This window comes from Microbacterium sp. P5_E9 (genome assembly GCF_054049175.1).
Map to the genome: position 1 here is coordinate 105,890 of NZ_JBFUMV010000009.1, position 15,375 is coordinate 121,264.

Here is a 15,375-nt window from a genome sequence, read left to right on the forward strand (position 1 = left end):
TTCAGGAGACACGTCGTGTCTCAGCCGGCGTGGTTCTGGTCGATCCACGCGTCCCATTCGGTCTCGTCGGTCTGGCCGGTCCACGAGCGTGGCCTGAGCGAGTCGTGCTTGCTCGAGCAGCCCGAGCCGACGCGGCGAAGCCGATCCTTGGCCTGGGCGAGGCGTTCGTGCCATCCGATGGGGCCGAAGCCTGTGTCGTTCTTGTCGAAGGATGCCTGGTGCAGGATGTGCAGGGCCGACAGCTCCTCGACGAGTTCGCCATGCTTCCACCAGCACGGCGGCACCATGCTGATCGACAGGTCGTACCGCACGGTGAACCACTCCACCCACTCACGCAGTTCCGTCCATGCGGTGCGCGATTCCTCCGTCGTGAGGTGCCGCCAGTCGACGGGCGGCACGCCGGTCGGCTCATCGGGGTGGCTGAGGATCGGCGGTCCGGCGAGCTGCGCCGCGACCATCGCCTCAATCTGTTCGGGAGTCAGTTCGGGCTCGTTCATGCCGTCTCCCGAAGCCGGATCAGCTTCTGCCTGACGATGTTCAAGGCGATCGTCGAGGCGACGCGACGCCCGCGGTGGTGGGCGAGCACGCGATCGTGCTCGATGATCTGGTGAAGCATCCCATGGCAATACGGATGCAGCGGCACGAGGTCGATGTGACGTTCGAACGCTCGCCACGTGCCGCCGGCGAACCGCACGCCGCTGTAGTCGAGGTGGTGCAGCTCGAGCTGGCTCGAGGTTGCCGGCCGCCCGCATCCCGCACAGGCCAGCGGGCGTCCCAGACGCTCCTGCTTGCGGAACCATCGAGCGCGCCGCGCGAGCCATGCGGGCGACGACAGGAACTCCGACCGATAGGCGTTGCGCGTGACGGGCTTGCGGCGGTTACTCATTCCTCGCTCACCGCCTCGGGCTCGGGCGTCAGCCGGGTCCTGTCGAGGAAGACCTCCCGCTGGTCCTGTTCCATGGCGCGCTTCGTGGCCTGGATGTCGCTGGCATCGCGGCGCTCGTCCCACCCGGTTAGGTCGAGAAGCGCGCTGCGGCGATTGCGGTAGGCGAGCAGGCCGACGCTCGGCGGCATCCGTCGGATCTCGTCGACCGACATCAGCGGCAGGCGTTCGTGATGCTCGCTGGTGGAGTGTCCTGCCTCACGCGTCGACCACGAGCGCTGCGTTCTCGTGCGCTGTCGGCTGCCGAGGATGGCTTCGATGTCGCGAAGGTGACTCACGTTCGAGCCGCCGCCGAGGATCACCTTTGCGGTCGCTGCGGCCCAGATGGTGTCGGCCTCAGCGCGCGACCAGGACGTCTCGGCCTGCGACAAAGCCTGCAGCACGATGAACGTGCAGATGCCGCGGCCACCGCCGTCGGCCATGATCCGCGGCAGATTGCCCCAGCGGAACATGTTCGCGATCTCGTCGAGGATGAGACCGAGCGGGTGCTGCAACCGCGCTCCCGGCGACGAGACGGCCCGCGAGCGGGCGACCTCGACGACGTCGTCGAGAAGCGCGCCGATGAATCCGCCCATGGCGCCGGCTCCGGCCGCGGAGCCGATCAGATACAGGGTGTTCGCGTCGTCGAGGAAATCGTGCGGGTCGAAGACCCGGTCGCCGGCGCGGGGCGTGAGCGCTTCTCGAATCTGCGGAATCGCCAGCGGAGCCACCGCGCCGCGGACGCCGAACCAGATGGACGAGACGAGCTTGATGTCGGCCGAGAGTGTCGAGTCCAGCGAGTCACCCCAGCCAGGTGCGCCGTCCGTCCGCAGGATCGAGACCGCAGCGTTCTGCGCGACGGTCGGGTTCGTGCCCCAGCGGTAAAAGTCGTCGATCGAGCAGTTGCCAACGGCTGCGGCGTGCAGCAGCTGGCCGAGCACATCGCCGGCCGCTTGCGCCCACTCGCCGTTGGTCGATGAGACGCCGATCGCGGTGCCGGTGACGATCGCGTTGCCGCGCTGTGCCGCAACGAGCGGGTCTTCGCACCCGGCGAAGGGGGAGATGCGTGTCGGATGCCGCACCCCGGTCAGCTCCTGAGGGTCGAACACGTGCACCTGGCCGCGCCGCTCACGCATGCGCATCGTGGCGGTGAGGTTGTCGTTCGTCGTGGAGGTTGTGATCAGCGGACCCGACCAATCCAGGATCGCGGAGATCAGTACACGGAAGCCCTTGCCCGAGCGGGGTGGCCCCTCGAGCACTACGGAGTCTTCGATCGAGACGAACACATCGGTGCCGCGAGCGCGGCCGACGCGCCAGCCGACGTCCGTCGGCTTGGGGCGGACGACATCGGGTCGAAGCTGCTCGGCGCGCCGCAAGACGGCCTTTCCCGACAAGTCGTCGCGGACCTCGGCGGCGTTCGCGAAGCCCGGCCGTGAGAGCAGGTCGGCGATGAATGCGCGATCCGATTCCTTGTAGCGGCGGTAGGCGAGGTACGCGGCGACCGCGAGCGCCACGACCATGGCGACCGCCACGTAATCGGCGATCATGATGGCCCCTCGGGGAAGCTCACACCCGGCCGGCGCGGTGTACGCCGCCGAGCTGCCGGTGACCGCGAGCCACAGCCCCGAGAAGAAGCTCTCCGCCGTTGGACGGGACCCGCAGGCGACCCACGTCACGAACTCCGCCATGAACGAGAACACGAAGTTGAACACGACGGCGATGGCGACGAGGGCCGCGATCCCCTTGCCGAGCATCCCCTGCCTCATGGCCTTCTCCTTTCAGAGGCCGCGCGCCGCGGATGCGGCGACGCGGATCCATGCGTCTCGAGTGGTCGGCCGGAGGTCGTCGAGACGCAGCGGACCCGACTTGAGGGCAGGGTCGAACGGGATGCGCTCGACTGCCCGGACGTGGCCTGAGAAGCCGTCCGCGATGCGATTGGCGGAACGGGCGTTGGGCTCCGCCTCGGTGACGACGACCACCGCGTTGTCGGCAAGCCATCGCGACCGTTCGTCCCGCTCACGAAGCGCATCGAGCAGGAGCGCCGCCGATTCGGCCGACTCCGGCGCGGCCAGCGTAGGAACGACGAGCTGATACGTGGAGTCGACCATCCGCAGCCAGCGCTCCGCCGACTCGTCGTTGCCCGAGTCGAAGATGACGACGCGGTAGTAGCGTGCGGCGACTTGCATCACCAGGTCGAACTCGGCGGTGAGGATGCGCTGATGCACGGCGAGCAGCTCGGGGTTCGAGCGCAGCACGTCGTACCGGTCCACCGGCTGGTGGTGCACGAACCGTGCGATGTCTGCGACTCCCGCTCCGGGAGCGAGCAGATCGGATGCCGCGGGCAGCAGATCCTTGATCGTCGTGTCGTAGCGCCCCTGCTCGGTGCGCCAGCCGAGAGTGCCGCGGGTGTCGTTGTTGTCCCACGCGAGCACGTTGCCGCCGCCATGGCGGGCGAACACCGCGGCCAGCATTGCCGTCGTCATCGTCTTGCCCACCCCGCCCTTGCCGTTCGCGACCGCAATGGTCCGGCATCCTGCCCACTGCTGCGACACCGCCCGCTCATTGGCCTCGCGCTCGAGCTCGGCAGGCGACGGTCCGACCCCGAGACGGGCGAAGAACGCCCGCCACCCCCGGACGGTCTGCTCAGCCGGAGTCGCCGTCTCGATGAACGATGGGCGCCGGGGAGGCTCCGGGGCGCGGTGGTTGCGAATCGGCTCGTGCCCCGGAGCTTCGGTGTTCACCTCCTCTCCCTGTTGCGATGGGCCGGCGGTTAGTGGTTGCTCGGTGACCGGCATGGCAGCCGCGCTCGCCGCGGGCGAGGCGATCGTGCCGTCAGCGGCGATGAGCATGTGATGTTCACCTCGGTCGCCCGTGGTGACGAGTTCCACCGGAATGCCGGTGCGCCGCGCTTCTTCCGCAGTGCGGCGCAGGATCATCTGACGGATGTCGGCGACCGGCGTTGCGGCGAGGGGTTCGACAAGTCCATCCGGGGTGGTGAACATCGCGGTGGGACCGGTGACCGAGGCGAACGCGCGCGGCGTGGTGTCGAGACTCATTGGGGTGTCTCCTTCCAGGGCGGTGAGAGCCAGCCCTCGAGGCTGGTGTCGGTGGGAGAGTCGTCCGGCCAGAAGCGGTCGAGTTCCGCGGGGTCGAAGACGCGCAGCATCCCGTCGTCCTCGTCGTGCTGAAGCGCGCTGTCGGTCGCGAAAATCTCGTACTCCCACGCCGTCGAGGTCGCGAAGCAGTCGACCGCGTACGCGTACTGACCGACGTAGGCGAGGAAGACGCCCATGCGCAGCCGGCGCGCGTCTTCGACGTGGGGCGCAGGGATGTTGAGGCGCTCGCGCAGGGCCGCGGCCTCTTGATGGTTGGCGCGGAAGATGAACTTGTTCTCGATGTCGCCGACGATCGAAAAGGCGAGGTTGCGTTCCTTCGATCCGGCGTCGCCGACGGCATCCAGATCGCCCATCTTGTGCAGGATCACGATGTTGCTGATGCCGTAGTGGCGCGAGAGCTTGAGCCATTGCTGGAACATCTGCAACGCGGCGAGCGAGGTCATGTCACGCCAGCCCTCTTCGCGGATCAGGTAGCGCGTCCGCTTGGCGGAGCGATCCGAGACGACTGCCTGGATCCACGCCGTCGTGCACACCTGGGTGAGCTGCGCGACGAGTTCACTGCGCGAGAACAGTTCACTCGTGTCTACGACCACGATGGGCGCGTCGGCGTCGAACGCGACGGTTGACTCGTCCTCGAAGAGGCCAGACAGGTCGCCGTCGACGAATCGGCGCAACACGAACCGCGGCTGCACCGCTCCGTCGGCCAGCCGGAAGTCGGTGCCAGCATCCTCGACGATCGCGCCGAGCTGCTCGTAGACGCTGCGGAGCGTCGGGTGATCCGCGGTGATCCGGATGCTGCGCTCCAGCGCTTCATGGATCGCCGCGTGCTCGACCGCCGTCAGCCGGGTCGAGCCGAGCGCCATCTCGACGACGGAGACGAGCGTTGTGATGCGGCGCTGACGCACCATCTTCTCGTCCTGTTCGTCGTCGGCATCCGCACGTCGCGGTCCGCGGTCGAGCGGGTTGAGGCGTGCCGCGCTGCCGCCGCCGATCCGAATGACTACGCCGCCCGGCACGGCCTCGGCGACCGCCACCCACTCGCCTTTCGGGTCGGACGGCACGACGGCCTGGTGCCCGAATGCGAGCGAGCGGGTGACGAGGGTCTTCACTGTGGCGGACTTGCCCGCGCGATACGCGCCGAGTACGAGGATGTTGGTCGAGAAGGTGCCGCGATCGGTCGAGTCGGCGTAGGCCTCCCACGGCGAGAAGTGCCAGAGCGCGTCGGCGTTGAGGTCGACGCCCAGAATGGGGCCGCGGTGACCGAGTCCGGCATCCGCCACGAACGGATAGATTCCCGCGATCTGCCGTGAGGTCGCCTGATGGGCAGGGACGCTGGGACGCGCGAGATTCCAGTACCCGCCCTCGGTCAGCCCGGGGCCGAACGGCCCGGGTACCGCGGCCTCGGGGAGCGCCCGGTCGCGGCGGCGCGTCTTCGGCGGGCGTTCGTTGTCTTGCGCGCGGGCGAGCTCGTGTCGGAGTTCGCGCTTCTCGCGGTTGGTGAGGTGACCGGGTTCGAAGACGGCGACGCGGCGGACCATCAGTTCATCCCCAGTCCGATGGGCAGCACGTTGACCATCAGCGCCTCCGCCTGCTGGCAGTACAGGATCTGCGGCTCCATGCCCGCGCGCGCGAGGGCATTCCGCATTCCGGCGATCGCCTGGTCGAGCCGCTCCTCGTCGGGAGCGGTGACGGTGAGGTAGGCGCCGTACCGGAACTCGCCGTGCCCCGCGACGATCTCCTCTTCTTGGCGCTCGAGGGCATCCCAGTCCGCGGCATCCGCAGCCGAGCCATCGACACCGCGCTTCGCGCGGAGCCGCTCGTTGCCGCGCCACACCTTCTTGTCGTCTTCGATGCGACGCATCGCCTTCTTGACCGAGACCGGAGTCAGGACGATCGAGAGGATGTGGGTGATCGCCTCGCCAGTGGACGGCATGCGGGCGAACACGATCGGCTCGACGAAGCCCACCACGGTGTCGGAGCGGGGCCACTCGTGGATCCACATCGTCGTGTGCACGCCCGAGTCGGTGTAGACGATGCCATTCTTGCCGCGCGGCTCTTCCATATACATCGGGCCGATTGCCACCGGATCGACGCCGGCGTGCCCGTCGTCGCGGTTCTGCACGTTGGAGGCGAACTCGGGGTCGAATCCGACGCGCGTCAAGGCCGCGACATCCCGTGCGTTCAGCCACCGGCGCACGTTCATGCGTGCCGCGCGCAGAGAGTCGCCGAGGTTCCGCGCCTCGAGGTAGGCCAGGGCCTTCACGGCATCCTGCCCGCCGCCGAGCGACTTCAGCTGCGGCCCGAGCGCGATGAGATCAAGCGTGAAGGTGAGGTAGTTGCGGTGCGCCACGGCGAACGGTTCGGACTTGTTCATGACCTCGTCGTAGTTGCGGGCGAGAACGGAGTCAGGGTCAAGCCCGCGCCGAAGCGTGACCGACTCGTAGTGATCACGCGCGGCGCGGATCGTGGTCGGCAGCGTGCGCTCCTGGAGCACTGCGCGCTTGATGCCAGGGCGCTGCGTGAACGACGCGAGCACCGGCGACCACTGCTGGGCGAGGTCATAACGCTCGGCGGTGTCCTTCATGAGGAACCCCTGCACCTCGACCTCCGCGGTCACCGACACCGAGTGGTCGTGCGGGTTGTAGATGCACGCGACGCCGTCGACATCCCACAGCTGGATCGACGCGCGGATGCCGGGAAGGTTCAGCGTGCCCGCGAGTTGGGTGCGCTCGGGACGGTAGACCTGCTTGGTCGCGCCCATTGCGTGGCGCACCTGCTTCATCAGCCAGAGCCCGACCTGGCGAGGAGCGGAGTCGCCATGCACGGTGACGAGTGCGAACACCCCGATGGGTAGGTAGAGGGGTGCGGCGTAGAGGAGCCCCGGAGGACCGAAGCGGTTGACGGCGATGAGCACGATGATCGCGGCGACCGCCATACATGTGAGCTGCCAGGGGTCCATGCCCATCACGACGCCCTGCCGTGAGCGGCGGGGGAGCCGTACCGGGCGGGCCAGATCCTGCGTTGTCATTGGGCTGTCCTCTCAATGCCGGACCGTGGTGGCGCGGCCGGCGCTTGCTGCCTTGTCGCGGTCGTGCCCGGGCTGGTGGCGCCCGAGGGCTTCGGGGCAGCGGTGGGGGATGCTGCGCCGGAGGAGCCGGGAGTGCCAGGGGTTCGTGGCGGGCCGGATGAACCTGCCGGACCGCGCGTGCCTCCGCCATTCGGAGTGGAGCCGCCGGAGCCGGGCGAGCCTGGGCGCGGAGACCGTGACGGTGCGCCGGCCGGCGTCGCGCCGATCCGGCTGGGGATGCGCGAGACCGAGCGCGCAGCACCCGAGGTGGCGCGGCCGGCGCTGGACCCCACACTCGAGCCGACAGAGTCCGCGGCGACGGCGCCGACGAAGCTGAACAGGCCGAAGAGAGCGAACGGGGCGAAGGCAACGAGAACTAGGCCGATGAGCAGAGGCCACGACTGCGGGTCCCAGATCGTGTGGATGTTCGCGAGGCCGTTGATGATCAGCGTGACGAACCCGATCGTCAAGGGACCCGTCAGCAGGAGAACGACGACCGCCGACACGTAGCGCACGACCCACTGGGGCCCGACGGAGCKGGTGGGATACAGCATCCAGGCGATCGGCCCTACAGCGATCAGGGCGGCCAGCACGATGTTCCGGAAGGCGAACACGAGCATGAGGAGCAGCATTCCGAGCATCAGAAGGCCGTGGATCAGGAAGGCGAAGAAGTAGTTCGCCTGGCCCCCGGCCCACATCACCGACTGCAGGGTGGCGAACAGGCCGTCCCGCCCGTCACGGTTCATCACGTACCAGGTGAGGTCGTCGACCGCGTTGAGGAGGTGGCCGGTGGCCCACAGCGACACCGCGACGGCGGGGAAAGCGATGAAGCTGCGAATCAATGCACCGACCAGCTCGGCGCGATCGCCTGACACCATGGCCGCGCCGATCGCCCACACCATCGATCCGAACAACACGGTGAGAACCGCCCAGTGCCAGAACGACCACTCCGCCGTCGCGGCGGACCACAGTACCGACGATGTGTCGAAACGCATGTTCTGGGCGACAGCGAACATCATCGCCGTTGCAGACAAAGCCATACCGCGGCCCGCGTTCTCAAACGTGATGCAGACGACATCGCCGATCGAGCATCCGTACTCGACGAGAAGCGGCTTGCCTCCGCTCGTCTTGATCGCCGGAACGTGCGCTTCGTACGTTGTGCACACTGTCGCCTTGCCGCCATCGACGAAGACGTTGATGAAGCACTGCTGCGGCTTGATATCTCCGGTGTTCTGCGGCGTGCAGGTGATCTGCTCATCGACGCGGGAGCAGTCGACCGGGTAGGCGGGGGCCGACCACGGCTCGCCGGTAACTGGGGTGGCGTTCGTTGCTGCAACGGATGCTGTCCCCGCCGTTGTAGGCGGCGCGGAGGCCGCCGCACTCGCGGGACCGACCGCACACACCGCCAGACCGAGACCGACGACGGCCCCGGCGAGCAGTGAGCGGAAGGTGGACATCAGAATCCGAAGTCGAAGTTCACGAACCACTGGAAGAGGCCGGATGCTGCGCCCAGGACGGCGGCGGCGATGAAAATCCAGAGGATGTTCTCGCCCGCCCAAGTTCGGACCCGGTCCGACGCAAGCCCTCGGAACGCCAGTGAGGCGCCGGCAATGATCAGCATGATCAGGACGACGAGCATTGCGCCGGCCAGGATGTACGAGGCGACGACCTGGAAGCCCTGGAAGAAGGGCGCCGAGAAGTCCGGCTGAATGTCGGGAACGTCGACGTCCGACGGCATGGACTGGGTGAATTGCATGACAGCTCCTCGGTTTCGTTCGTCACTTGAGCGGAAGGCCGTGTGCGGCCATGAACGGCTGCGGGTCAATAGGGGTGCCGCCTTGCTGGACCTCGAAGTGCAGGTGGCATCCGAAGGAACGTCCGGTGTTGCCCTCGGCGCCGAGCGCGGTGCCGCCGGCAATGGCGTCGCCGACGGCGACGCGGAGCGAGTTCCACTGCATGTGGCCGTAAAGCGTGACGAGACCGCCGCCGTGGTCGATGCGAACGGCGTTGCCGTAGCCATGGAAGGAGCCTGCTGTGATGACCTTGCCTGGTCCCGCGGCATAGACCGTGGCGCCGCATCCCTGTGCCATGTCGTACCCCTTATGGTCTGTCGAGCAGAAGCTGCACCCCTGAACGGGGTGGTATCCGAAGCCGCGGCCCTTCGAGTAGTAGCCGGCGAGGGGGTATCCCCAGTCGCCGCTCGCGATCGGGGCCCCGCGAGTCTGGATCTCTGCGGCGGCAGATTGCCCCGCGACCGCGAAGGGTACGGCGATGAGCGGTGTCAGGATGAGCGCGCTGCTAAGCACGCCGAAGAGGAGAACCCCGATTGCGATCTTGCGGCCCGTCCTCGTGTTCGCGAGGGCTGCGGCTGCGGCGACCGGGACTCCCATGTCAGGGCTCCAATGACCCCGAGAAGTATCGGACCACCTTGCAGTCGCCTGCTTGCTGGGCTGAATCCGGAGTGGGCACCGAGCCCTTACCGCACAGAACTTGGACGCTCACGCGCACCGTCTCGTCATACGACGTCTCACCGCCGTCGCTATCCGATCGGGTATAGGTGAGCGTGACATCCGCCGTGCCGATGCTCATGTCGCCTGACACGTCATCGGGGACAGCGCTGAACGTGACGTCGCCCGGCACCGCTGCCGACACGCGTCCGTCTTCGTTCGCGAGCGAGTCCCACTCTTCTTCCGGAAGCACCACGGCCTGGCGAAGCTCGAGCTGCGATGCGCGCATGTCGTCTTCGCGATCCTCCTCCGAGGTGTACCGGATGTCGGGCGTGAACCAGGTGTCGAGGTAGGCAAGCCAGTCGTCGCGACTGCTCTTCTGGGTGTCGAACGTGGATGCCGCAGCCAGCGCCGCGCGGGCGTATGCGTCTCGGTCGGTGGTGATCGGCTCTGGCACCCACCCCTTCTCTGCGACGGAGGAGTCCACCACTTGGTCCACGGGGGAGGTGGTGGCTGTGGCGACCGAGGAGGGGCTCGACGTCGTGGCGGGAGTCGCTCTCGGTGCGGACTGCGGCGAGAAGAGCGCAGTCAGGACGATTGCGATCATTCCGACGATGAGCACCCCGCCGCCGGCGATCGCCCAGACGAGCCCGCGTCGGCTTTTGTTCCGAGATGGAGTGGTCATCTGCCCGCCCGGATATCGAGCGTTGCCGGCGTGCATCGAGCGATCTGCCCAATTGAAAGCCGCGGCATCCGCGGGCGCTTCATCGCCAATCTCCGGGGAGGGGAGGAGCGGTGCGTTCCCTTGACATGAGGGAAGCATATAACGCTACACTCCGTTTGTGAAGCATTTTTTGAATCGGTCATCTGGACGACCGTTGAACAGTGCGCGACACTGGGCAGGTGCCCCGCTACGCCCGCCCCGCGAACAGTGACTACGCGGAGGATCCCATCAAGGCATTCGGGAACATCATGCAGGCGACCATCATCGGTTACCTGCGGAAGAATCCTGGCCTGACGAGAGGCGAGATCGCCGAGGCGATCGAGCTTCCGAAGATGACGATCGCCAATGGGATCGAAAAGCTGATCGACGCGGGTCTGATCATTGCGGATCCGCCGCGCGACGTCGCAGTGAGGGGCCAGCGGGTGCGCTACATCGTCGATGATGCTCGCGTCACCGAGATGGTGATGCGCCTGGAGCAGGTGCTGGGCGAGTTCTAGCCTGCTTGGCCGCCCCGTTGCGCGGTCGTGGCGAGTGTTCGGCTCTAGCATGTCGAACCCTCCTTGAGGACACCCGGGTTCACTTAGCTCGATCGTTGAGCATGCTCAAACCGGCGTGGCGCCCAGCCTTGCACTCCGGTGGGACGACGCGCAACCGTTGTTTTGAGCATGATCAACGGGTATCGTGAGCCTTCACCATGGGCGACGTTGGGCATGCTCAATCGATGACGCCTCCCCTTGCCCGAGGGCGAAGAACGGTAAGTGGAAATGACCGAGGACGAGAACACGGCGGCCGCCGAGGACTTGGCCAGGCGCCTTCGGCTGCTCCTGGATGTCTCGATCGCCGAAACAGGCACCGAACCTACGTACTCCCAGATCGCGGCCTTTGTGCAGAGTCGCGGCCTCAATCTCTCCCGGTCAAGATGGACCTACATGGTCAACGGTCATCGTTACGTGAAGGATCGCCCCCTATTCGAGGCTTTGGCGGAGTTCTTCGCCGTAGACGCCGCATTCCTGGTCGGCGACGGAGGTGCGGCGATGCCCGCAAAGGTCGCTGCGCAGCTCAACCTCGTGCGCTCGATGAGGGCGGCGAAGGTCAAGTCGTACGCCGCGCGCACCTTGGGAGACATCTCTCCAGACGCGTTGCAGGCGATCAGCCGATTCCTGGACGAGGAAATGACTCACAAGTAGCAGTAGCCCCGGCGAGCCCATCAAGGAGAAATCGCCAGCGCTTCCGCGGGGAGGTGACGACATCGTGAACACTGAATCGATCGCAGCGGCGGTCAGGTCGGAGCTGCGCCTCGGGGATGTCTTCTCTTTCGACGACCTCGTCGGCGCGGTTGAGCGACGCAGACGGCGCCCGCTTCGGATCGTCGAACTGGCGGACTTGAATGAGCGCGACGGCATCTGCGCGGTGTGGTTGGTAGCGGAAACCGAGGATGTCGTCCTCCACGCGCATAGTGACTCGACACTTCACCGGCAGCAGTTCGTCTTGCACGAGCTGGCCCACATGATCCTCGGGCACGGCGACGACGAACGTCTGGAGACCCCAGAGTCTCTGCTGCCGGACATCCCTCCGTCGACCCGCCGTCGTCTCCTCAGCCGCAAGGATCTCGACACGGTGGATGAAATCGCCGCCGAAGCGCTGGCAGATCATCTTGCGGCCGCGATCCGCGGTTGCGCCTTCCACCAGTCGAGGTTCTTGGAGATCTTCGGTTGATTCAGGTCCTCGTCTCCGTCCTGATGTGGCTGCTTGTTGCGAGCCTGCTCATCTTGCGTCGGGACCGAACGGACCACAGCATCACCTACTCTGCGGTGACGATCGCGGTCGCGATGACGCTCAATATCGATGCCGTCTACACCTGGGTAGATCCGATGCTCGGCGGCACGAACATCGTGACGCTTCTCGCCGACCTTGCCCTGATGATCGGGATCTTCTTCCTCGGTCGAGGAGTCGCCAAAGCATCGGAGTACACGCCGCGCGTGATTAAGGTCACGCTCGGACGAACCGTACTCACCGCTGCGCTCGTCGGTGCGGTGGTCTCGTTCGCGCTCATCGATCGGGGCGCGACGACGACGACTTTCATGCTGGACTACGGCGCCCAGCCGGCAGCTGGGGCGTATTCGATCGTCCAGTACGCGTACGACGGTGCGATCATGACCACCATGGCGGTCGTCGCCGCGGGGCAGATCGGCCGAAGTACCGGTGCGGCACGGCTGCCAGCTGTCTCGCTTCTCCTCGGAAGCCTGATCGGCCTCACGTTGGCGATCGTGATCATCGTCATGGATATCGCACATGTCACCGGGAACCTCACGTTGATGTCCACGCTCGGGGTCGCGTATGGACCGCTGTTCCTCTTGACGTTCCTCTTCCTCTGTTCGGGGTTGGCCGGTCAGCCCGCCATCGGCTGGGCACGAGCTCGCTCACGGATGGCGAACACGAGCGCGCTCGTCGCTCGCGTAAACCCGATCTGGCAACGGGCCAGCGCTGTGCGGCCGGGCATGAGTCAGCAGCTGGGTGGTGGGTTCCGGGGCGAGGACGCAGAAGCCCAGCTGCATCGACAGGTCGTCGAGATCCGGGATGCCGTCATCGACCCTCGTGTCACGTTCGAACTGAGCGCGTCCGAGCGTGAACTGCTCGAGGAAGCGGAAGCGCACCTGATGGGTCGCAACGTGTCGCCGCGCGCTGTCATTGCGCAACCGAAGGAAGCGCATTGAGGTGGATCGCCGCGGCTGCGGCCGGCGCTTGCGCCACTGCTGTCGGAGCCGCGGCGGTCGGTTTCGTGATCGCGCGCCGACTAACCGCGCCCACCGTCGGACGAGTGTTCGACCTCATCGTCCGAGACGTAGTGCGGCAGGAGGGTCGCGACGCGGTGGTTCTCGACCGGAGTGCGCGGACCTCGGCGCCAGGGCTCTACAACCTCTGGCTCGAGGACGGCGGATGGGTGCGGGTCGGACCGGTCGTGGGGGAGGTGGGGGATAGAGTCACCCGTCTCGTTGAGTCGATCGCGCCGGATGGGGCGTTGCGCGCGGGTAGCCGATTCTCTTGGAGCGGCATCTACTACCGGGACCCGGCGGATGCAGGACTCGAGACGGTCGATGTCGTCGTCGAAACGCAGGTCGGGCCGGCGCCGGCGTGGCTGATCCGTCCGTCGGACGGCGAGGGCGATCGGTGGGCGATCCACATCCACGGGCTGAGCAGCCCCCGGGCCGGCACGCTCCGCGGCGTAGAGGTGGCTGCACAGTGCGGACTCACCTCCCTCGTCGTGACGTACCGGAATGACGGTGAAGGTCCCACAGTGCGGACGGGTCGTTCCACGCTTGGCGCAAGGGAGACGGAGGACGTTCGCGCGGCGGTGCACTACGCGCTGGATAACGGGGCGCGACGGATCGTGCTGTTCGGCTGGTCCATGGGCGCGGCGATCGCGCTCCAGCTGGCAGCGGATGCAGAGTTCCGCGGCGTGGTCGACGGACTCGTGCTCGAATCGCCTGTGCTGGATTGGCAGTCGACGATCAACGCGAACTGTGCTCGCGCCGATTTGCCGGCGTGGTTCGGGGTGTTCGCTCGGCCTTGGCTGGGGTATCGGGCGCTCGCGCGGCGGATCGGGCTCGAGTCTGAAGTGCTCCTGGACCGCTTCGACTGGATCGCGCGCGCCGATGAGCTTCGTGTCCCGACGCTTATGCTGCATGGCACTGGCGACACTTCCTCACCACATGCCGCATCGAGCCGACTGGCTGGCCAGCGGCCACTCGTTGTCCGTCTCGCCTCCTTCGATGCGGATCACGCCATGGCATGGAACTCGGATCCCGAGCGTTGGCGGGCCGCCGTCCGCGAATGGCTAGACGGCCGGACCAGGTGAATCCGGGCACTAGGTCATCTCTGAACTCGCTCGGGTAACGCGTAGGTACCGCAACATCCTGCCAGGCGACCCTCCCGGGCGAGCCAGATCAGATGTCACCTATCCGTGCAGCAGTCCCGTTCGTGGTGCGGAGGAGCTCACAGATGTGAGTCACCGGAGCTCGCTCCGAAGTGTCGAGCGTGTCCGACACCGTGAGCTTCCGCACGACGTGTCAGCTCACCGGGAACTAATTCGCGATGACGGATCAGCGCGGAGCGTTCAAGAATCCAGCCAGAGTTCCGATCCAAGTTCGACTGGGTTGGTCCCTCGCGGAAAGTTTATCGAGGCGGCGAAGGACAGGGACTGCAGGGCGAAGCGAGCGATCCGCGCATCGGACCGCGAGGCGCCGGCTGTCGATGCGAGCGCATTGAGGGTTGAGCGCCACTGGCGGTCCAGTTCGGGAACGTTCCGCTTGACAGTGTCTCGAAAACCAACCGTTGCCACTGTCGGCGGCTCGTATGCAAGAAGGCGTACAGCCCCAGCGTGGCGGTAGCTGACGGCCATCACCTCAGATACCAACCGCGCGAGCTCGTCTTCCCGTGACTCGAGCGCGTCGCCGGCGAGTCGTTGCCGGAGTCGCTCGAAGTCGTCCTGAACCAATTCGAGCAACTCGATCGCGATGGCTTCCTTCGACTCGAAGTGGTGGTAGAGGCTCCCAGGAAGTACTCCGGCAGCCTCCGCGATGTGAGCCATCGTGGTCCCCGAGTAGCCGCGCTTCTCGAAAAGTCCCGCAGCGATCGAGCGGATCTCGTCTCTCCGTGACCAGATGGCGACGCGCTGCGCGTCATCGGTGGGCTGGGTAGTCGTACCACGAGTATGGCGTCGTCGGGGGCGCACGTTTCGGTCCTTCCTGGTTGGCCCGCATATCGGAGCAAAGATTCGGGTTGCCACTTGCGGGATGAGGGCGAGCGCCCTAATCTCGGAGCAAGTGTTTGGTTCAATGATGAATCCCAGACAAGCGAGAGGACAAGACGCTGATGTCTGCCGATGAAGTCAAGACGTTCTTGACCAGGCTTCTCAAGGAGGCGCCTGGGCATGCCTCGGACATCGCAGCGGCGATCCGAATACCCAATCGACTTGTGGAGCGGTCCCTCGAGGAACTCTCCAATGACGGATTGGCGGAACGAGTCACGGACACCAGCGGCACCTGGTATCGATGGGCCGCTGACCCCATGTAGCACCCCGCCGCGGAACGAGGAGTGGC

The 15,375-nt window shown here is 66.4% G+C and carries 17 protein-coding genes; 6 read left to right on the forward strand and 11 right to left on the reverse strand.

Annotation, left to right across the window (positions count from 1 at the left end; translation table 11 throughout):
* Window positions 1-20: 20 nt before the first annotated feature.
* Genes ACXJ3V_RS12770 through ACXJ3V_RS12815 form a run of 10 tightly spaced genes read right to left on the reverse strand, consistent with a single transcriptional unit; the run spans window position 21 to window position 10,237 of the window.
* Window positions 21-497, reverse strand: coding sequence for a hypothetical protein (locus tag ACXJ3V_RS12770; protein WP_457100688.1), 477 nt, complete (start codon window positions 495-497; stop codon window positions 21-23).
* Window positions 494-886: a hypothetical protein gene (locus ACXJ3V_RS12775; protein ID WP_457100689.1), complete on the reverse strand. Its 393-nt coding sequence runs from the start codon at window positions 884-886 to the stop codon at window positions 494-496. Before ACXJ3V_RS12775 ends, ACXJ3V_RS12770 begins: the two co-directional genes overlap by 4 nt.
* Window positions 883-2,688 carry a type IV secretory system conjugative DNA transfer family protein gene (locus ACXJ3V_RS12780; protein ID WP_457100690.1) on the reverse strand — a complete coding sequence of 602 codons (1,806 nt, stop codon included), beginning with the start codon at window positions 2,686-2,688 and terminating at the stop codon, window positions 883-885. The genes ACXJ3V_RS12775 and ACXJ3V_RS12780 overlap by 4 nt, the downstream gene beginning before the upstream one ends.
* A 12-nt stretch (window positions 2,689-2,700) precedes the next feature.
* Complete coding sequence (locus ACXJ3V_RS12785) at window positions 2,701-3,978, reverse strand: nucleotide-binding protein (RefSeq protein WP_457100691.1); 1,278 nt, start codon at window positions 3,976-3,978, stop codon at window positions 2,701-2,703.
* Complete coding sequence (locus ACXJ3V_RS12790) at window positions 3,975-5,576, reverse strand: hypothetical protein (protein ID WP_457100692.1); 1,602 nt, start codon at window positions 5,574-5,576, stop codon at window positions 3,975-3,977. The genes ACXJ3V_RS12785 and ACXJ3V_RS12790 overlap by 4 nt, the downstream gene beginning before the upstream one ends.
* Window positions 5,576-7,066, reverse strand: coding sequence for an SCO6880 family protein (locus ACXJ3V_RS12795; RefSeq protein ID WP_457100693.1), 1,491 nt, complete (start codon window positions 7,064-7,066; stop codon window positions 5,576-5,578). Before ACXJ3V_RS12795 ends, ACXJ3V_RS12790 begins: the two co-directional genes overlap by 1 nt.
* Complete coding sequence (locus ACXJ3V_RS12800; protein WP_457100694.1) at window positions 7,063-8,562, reverse strand: hypothetical protein; 1,500 nt, start codon at window positions 8,560-8,562, stop codon at window positions 7,063-7,065. The genes ACXJ3V_RS12795 and ACXJ3V_RS12800 overlap by 4 nt, the downstream gene beginning before the upstream one ends.
* Window positions 8,562-8,861: a hypothetical protein gene (locus tag ACXJ3V_RS12805; RefSeq protein ID WP_457100695.1), complete on the reverse strand. Its 300-nt coding sequence runs from the start codon at window positions 8,859-8,861 to the stop codon at window positions 8,562-8,564. The genes ACXJ3V_RS12800 and ACXJ3V_RS12805 overlap by 1 nt, the downstream gene beginning before the upstream one ends.
* Window positions 8,862-8,883: 22 nt before the next feature.
* Window positions 8,884-9,495, reverse strand: coding sequence for a M23 family metallopeptidase (locus ACXJ3V_RS12810; RefSeq protein ID WP_457100696.1), 612 nt, complete (start codon window positions 9,493-9,495; stop codon window positions 8,884-8,886).
* 1 nt (window position 9,496) lies between these two features.
* Window positions 9,497-10,237 carry a hypothetical protein gene (locus tag ACXJ3V_RS12815; protein WP_457100697.1) on the reverse strand — a complete coding sequence of 247 codons (741 nt, stop codon included), beginning with the start codon at window positions 10,235-10,237 and terminating at the stop codon, window positions 9,497-9,499.
* Between the two features lie 218 nt (window positions 10,238-10,455).
* On the opposite strand from ACXJ3V_RS12815, the gene ACXJ3V_RS12820 reads away from it, so the two are divergent.
* The 5 genes from ACXJ3V_RS12820 to ACXJ3V_RS12840 all read left to right on the forward strand — a co-directional run bounded on the left by ACXJ3V_RS12820 (window position 10,456) and on the right by ACXJ3V_RS12840 (window position 14,132).
* The gene (locus tag ACXJ3V_RS12820; RefSeq protein WP_457100698.1) at window positions 10,456-10,773 is read left to right on the forward strand and encodes a winged helix-turn-helix transcriptional regulator; all 318 of its coding nucleotides are present in this window, start codon (window positions 10,456-10,458) and stop codon (window positions 10,771-10,773) included.
* Window positions 10,774-11,040: 267 nt separating this feature from the next.
* Window positions 11,041-11,463: a hypothetical protein gene (locus ACXJ3V_RS12825; protein WP_457100699.1), complete on the forward strand. Its 423-nt coding sequence runs from the start codon at window positions 11,041-11,043 to the stop codon at window positions 11,461-11,463.
* A gap of 64 nt (window positions 11,464-11,527) precedes the next feature.
* Window positions 11,528-11,992, forward strand: coding sequence for a hypothetical protein (locus ACXJ3V_RS12830; RefSeq protein WP_457100700.1), 465 nt, complete (start codon window positions 11,528-11,530; stop codon window positions 11,990-11,992).
* The gene (locus ACXJ3V_RS12835) at window positions 11,989-12,990 is read left to right on the forward strand and encodes a hypothetical protein (RefSeq protein WP_457100701.1); all 1,002 of its coding nucleotides are present in this window, start codon (window positions 11,989-11,991) and stop codon (window positions 12,988-12,990) included. Before ACXJ3V_RS12830 ends, ACXJ3V_RS12835 begins: the two co-directional genes overlap by 4 nt.
* The gene (locus ACXJ3V_RS12840; RefSeq protein ID WP_457100702.1) at window positions 12,987-14,132 is read left to right on the forward strand and encodes an alpha/beta hydrolase family protein; all 1,146 of its coding nucleotides are present in this window, start codon (window positions 12,987-12,989) and stop codon (window positions 14,130-14,132) included. Before ACXJ3V_RS12835 ends, ACXJ3V_RS12840 begins: the two co-directional genes overlap by 4 nt.
* Window positions 14,133-14,390: 258 nt before the next feature.
* On the opposite strand, the gene ACXJ3V_RS12845 is transcribed toward ACXJ3V_RS12840, so the two are convergent.
* The gene (locus tag ACXJ3V_RS12845; RefSeq protein WP_457100703.1) at window positions 14,391-15,062 is read right to left on the reverse strand and encodes a TetR/AcrR family transcriptional regulator; all 672 of its coding nucleotides are present in this window, start codon (window positions 15,060-15,062) and stop codon (window positions 14,391-14,393) included.
* 86 nt (window positions 15,063-15,148) lie between these two features.
* On the opposite strand from ACXJ3V_RS12845, the gene ACXJ3V_RS12850 reads away from it, so the two are divergent.
* Window positions 15,149-15,349, forward strand: a complete 201-nt coding sequence (locus tag ACXJ3V_RS12850) for a helix-turn-helix domain-containing protein (protein ID WP_457100704.1) — start codon at window positions 15,149-15,151, stop codon at window positions 15,347-15,349.
* The last annotated feature ends 26 nt before the right edge of the window (window positions 15,350-15,375 follow it).

Excerpts from the sequence above, each read along its gene's own strand:
- ACXJ3V_RS12770 (WP_457100688.1), bottom strand. The coding sequence starts at position 497 with ATGAACGAGCCCGAACTGACTCCCGAACAGATTGAGGCGATGGTCGCG.
- ACXJ3V_RS12775 (WP_457100689.1), bottom strand. The coding sequence starts at position 886 with ATGAGTAACCGCCGCAAGCCCGTCACGCGCAACGCCTATCGGTCGGAG.
- ACXJ3V_RS12780 (WP_457100690.1), bottom strand. The coding sequence starts at position 2,688 with ATGAGGCAGGGGATGCTCGGCAAGGGGATCGCGGCCCTCGTCGCCATC.
- ACXJ3V_RS12785 (WP_457100691.1), bottom strand. The coding sequence starts at position 3,978 with ATGAGTCTCGACACCACGCCGCGCGCGTTCGCCTCGGTCACCGGTCCC.
- ACXJ3V_RS12790 (WP_457100692.1), bottom strand. The coding sequence starts at position 5,576 with ATGGTCCGCCGCGTCGCCGTCTTCGAACCCGGTCACCTCACCAACCGC.
- ACXJ3V_RS12795 (WP_457100693.1), bottom strand. The coding sequence starts at position 7,066 with ATGACAACGCAGGATCTGGCCCGCCCGGTACGGCTCCCCCGCCGCTCA.
- ACXJ3V_RS12805 (WP_457100695.1), bottom strand. The coding sequence starts at position 8,861 with ATGCAATTCACCCAGTCCATGCCGTCGGACGTCGACGTTCCCGACATT.
- ACXJ3V_RS12810 (WP_457100696.1), bottom strand. The coding sequence starts at position 9,495 with ATGGGAGTCCCGGTCGCCGCAGCCGCAGCCCTCGCGAACACGAGGACG.
- ACXJ3V_RS12815 (WP_457100697.1), bottom strand. The coding sequence starts at position 10,237 with ATGACCACTCCATCTCGGAACAAAAGCCGACGCGGGCTCGTCTGGGCG.
- ACXJ3V_RS12825 (WP_457100699.1), top strand. The coding sequence starts at position 11,041 with ATGACCGAGGACGAGAACACGGCGGCCGCCGAGGACTTGGCCAGGCGC.
- ACXJ3V_RS12850 (WP_457100704.1), top strand. The coding sequence starts at position 15,149 with ATGTCTGCCGATGAAGTCAAGACGTTCTTGACCAGGCTTCTCAAGGAG.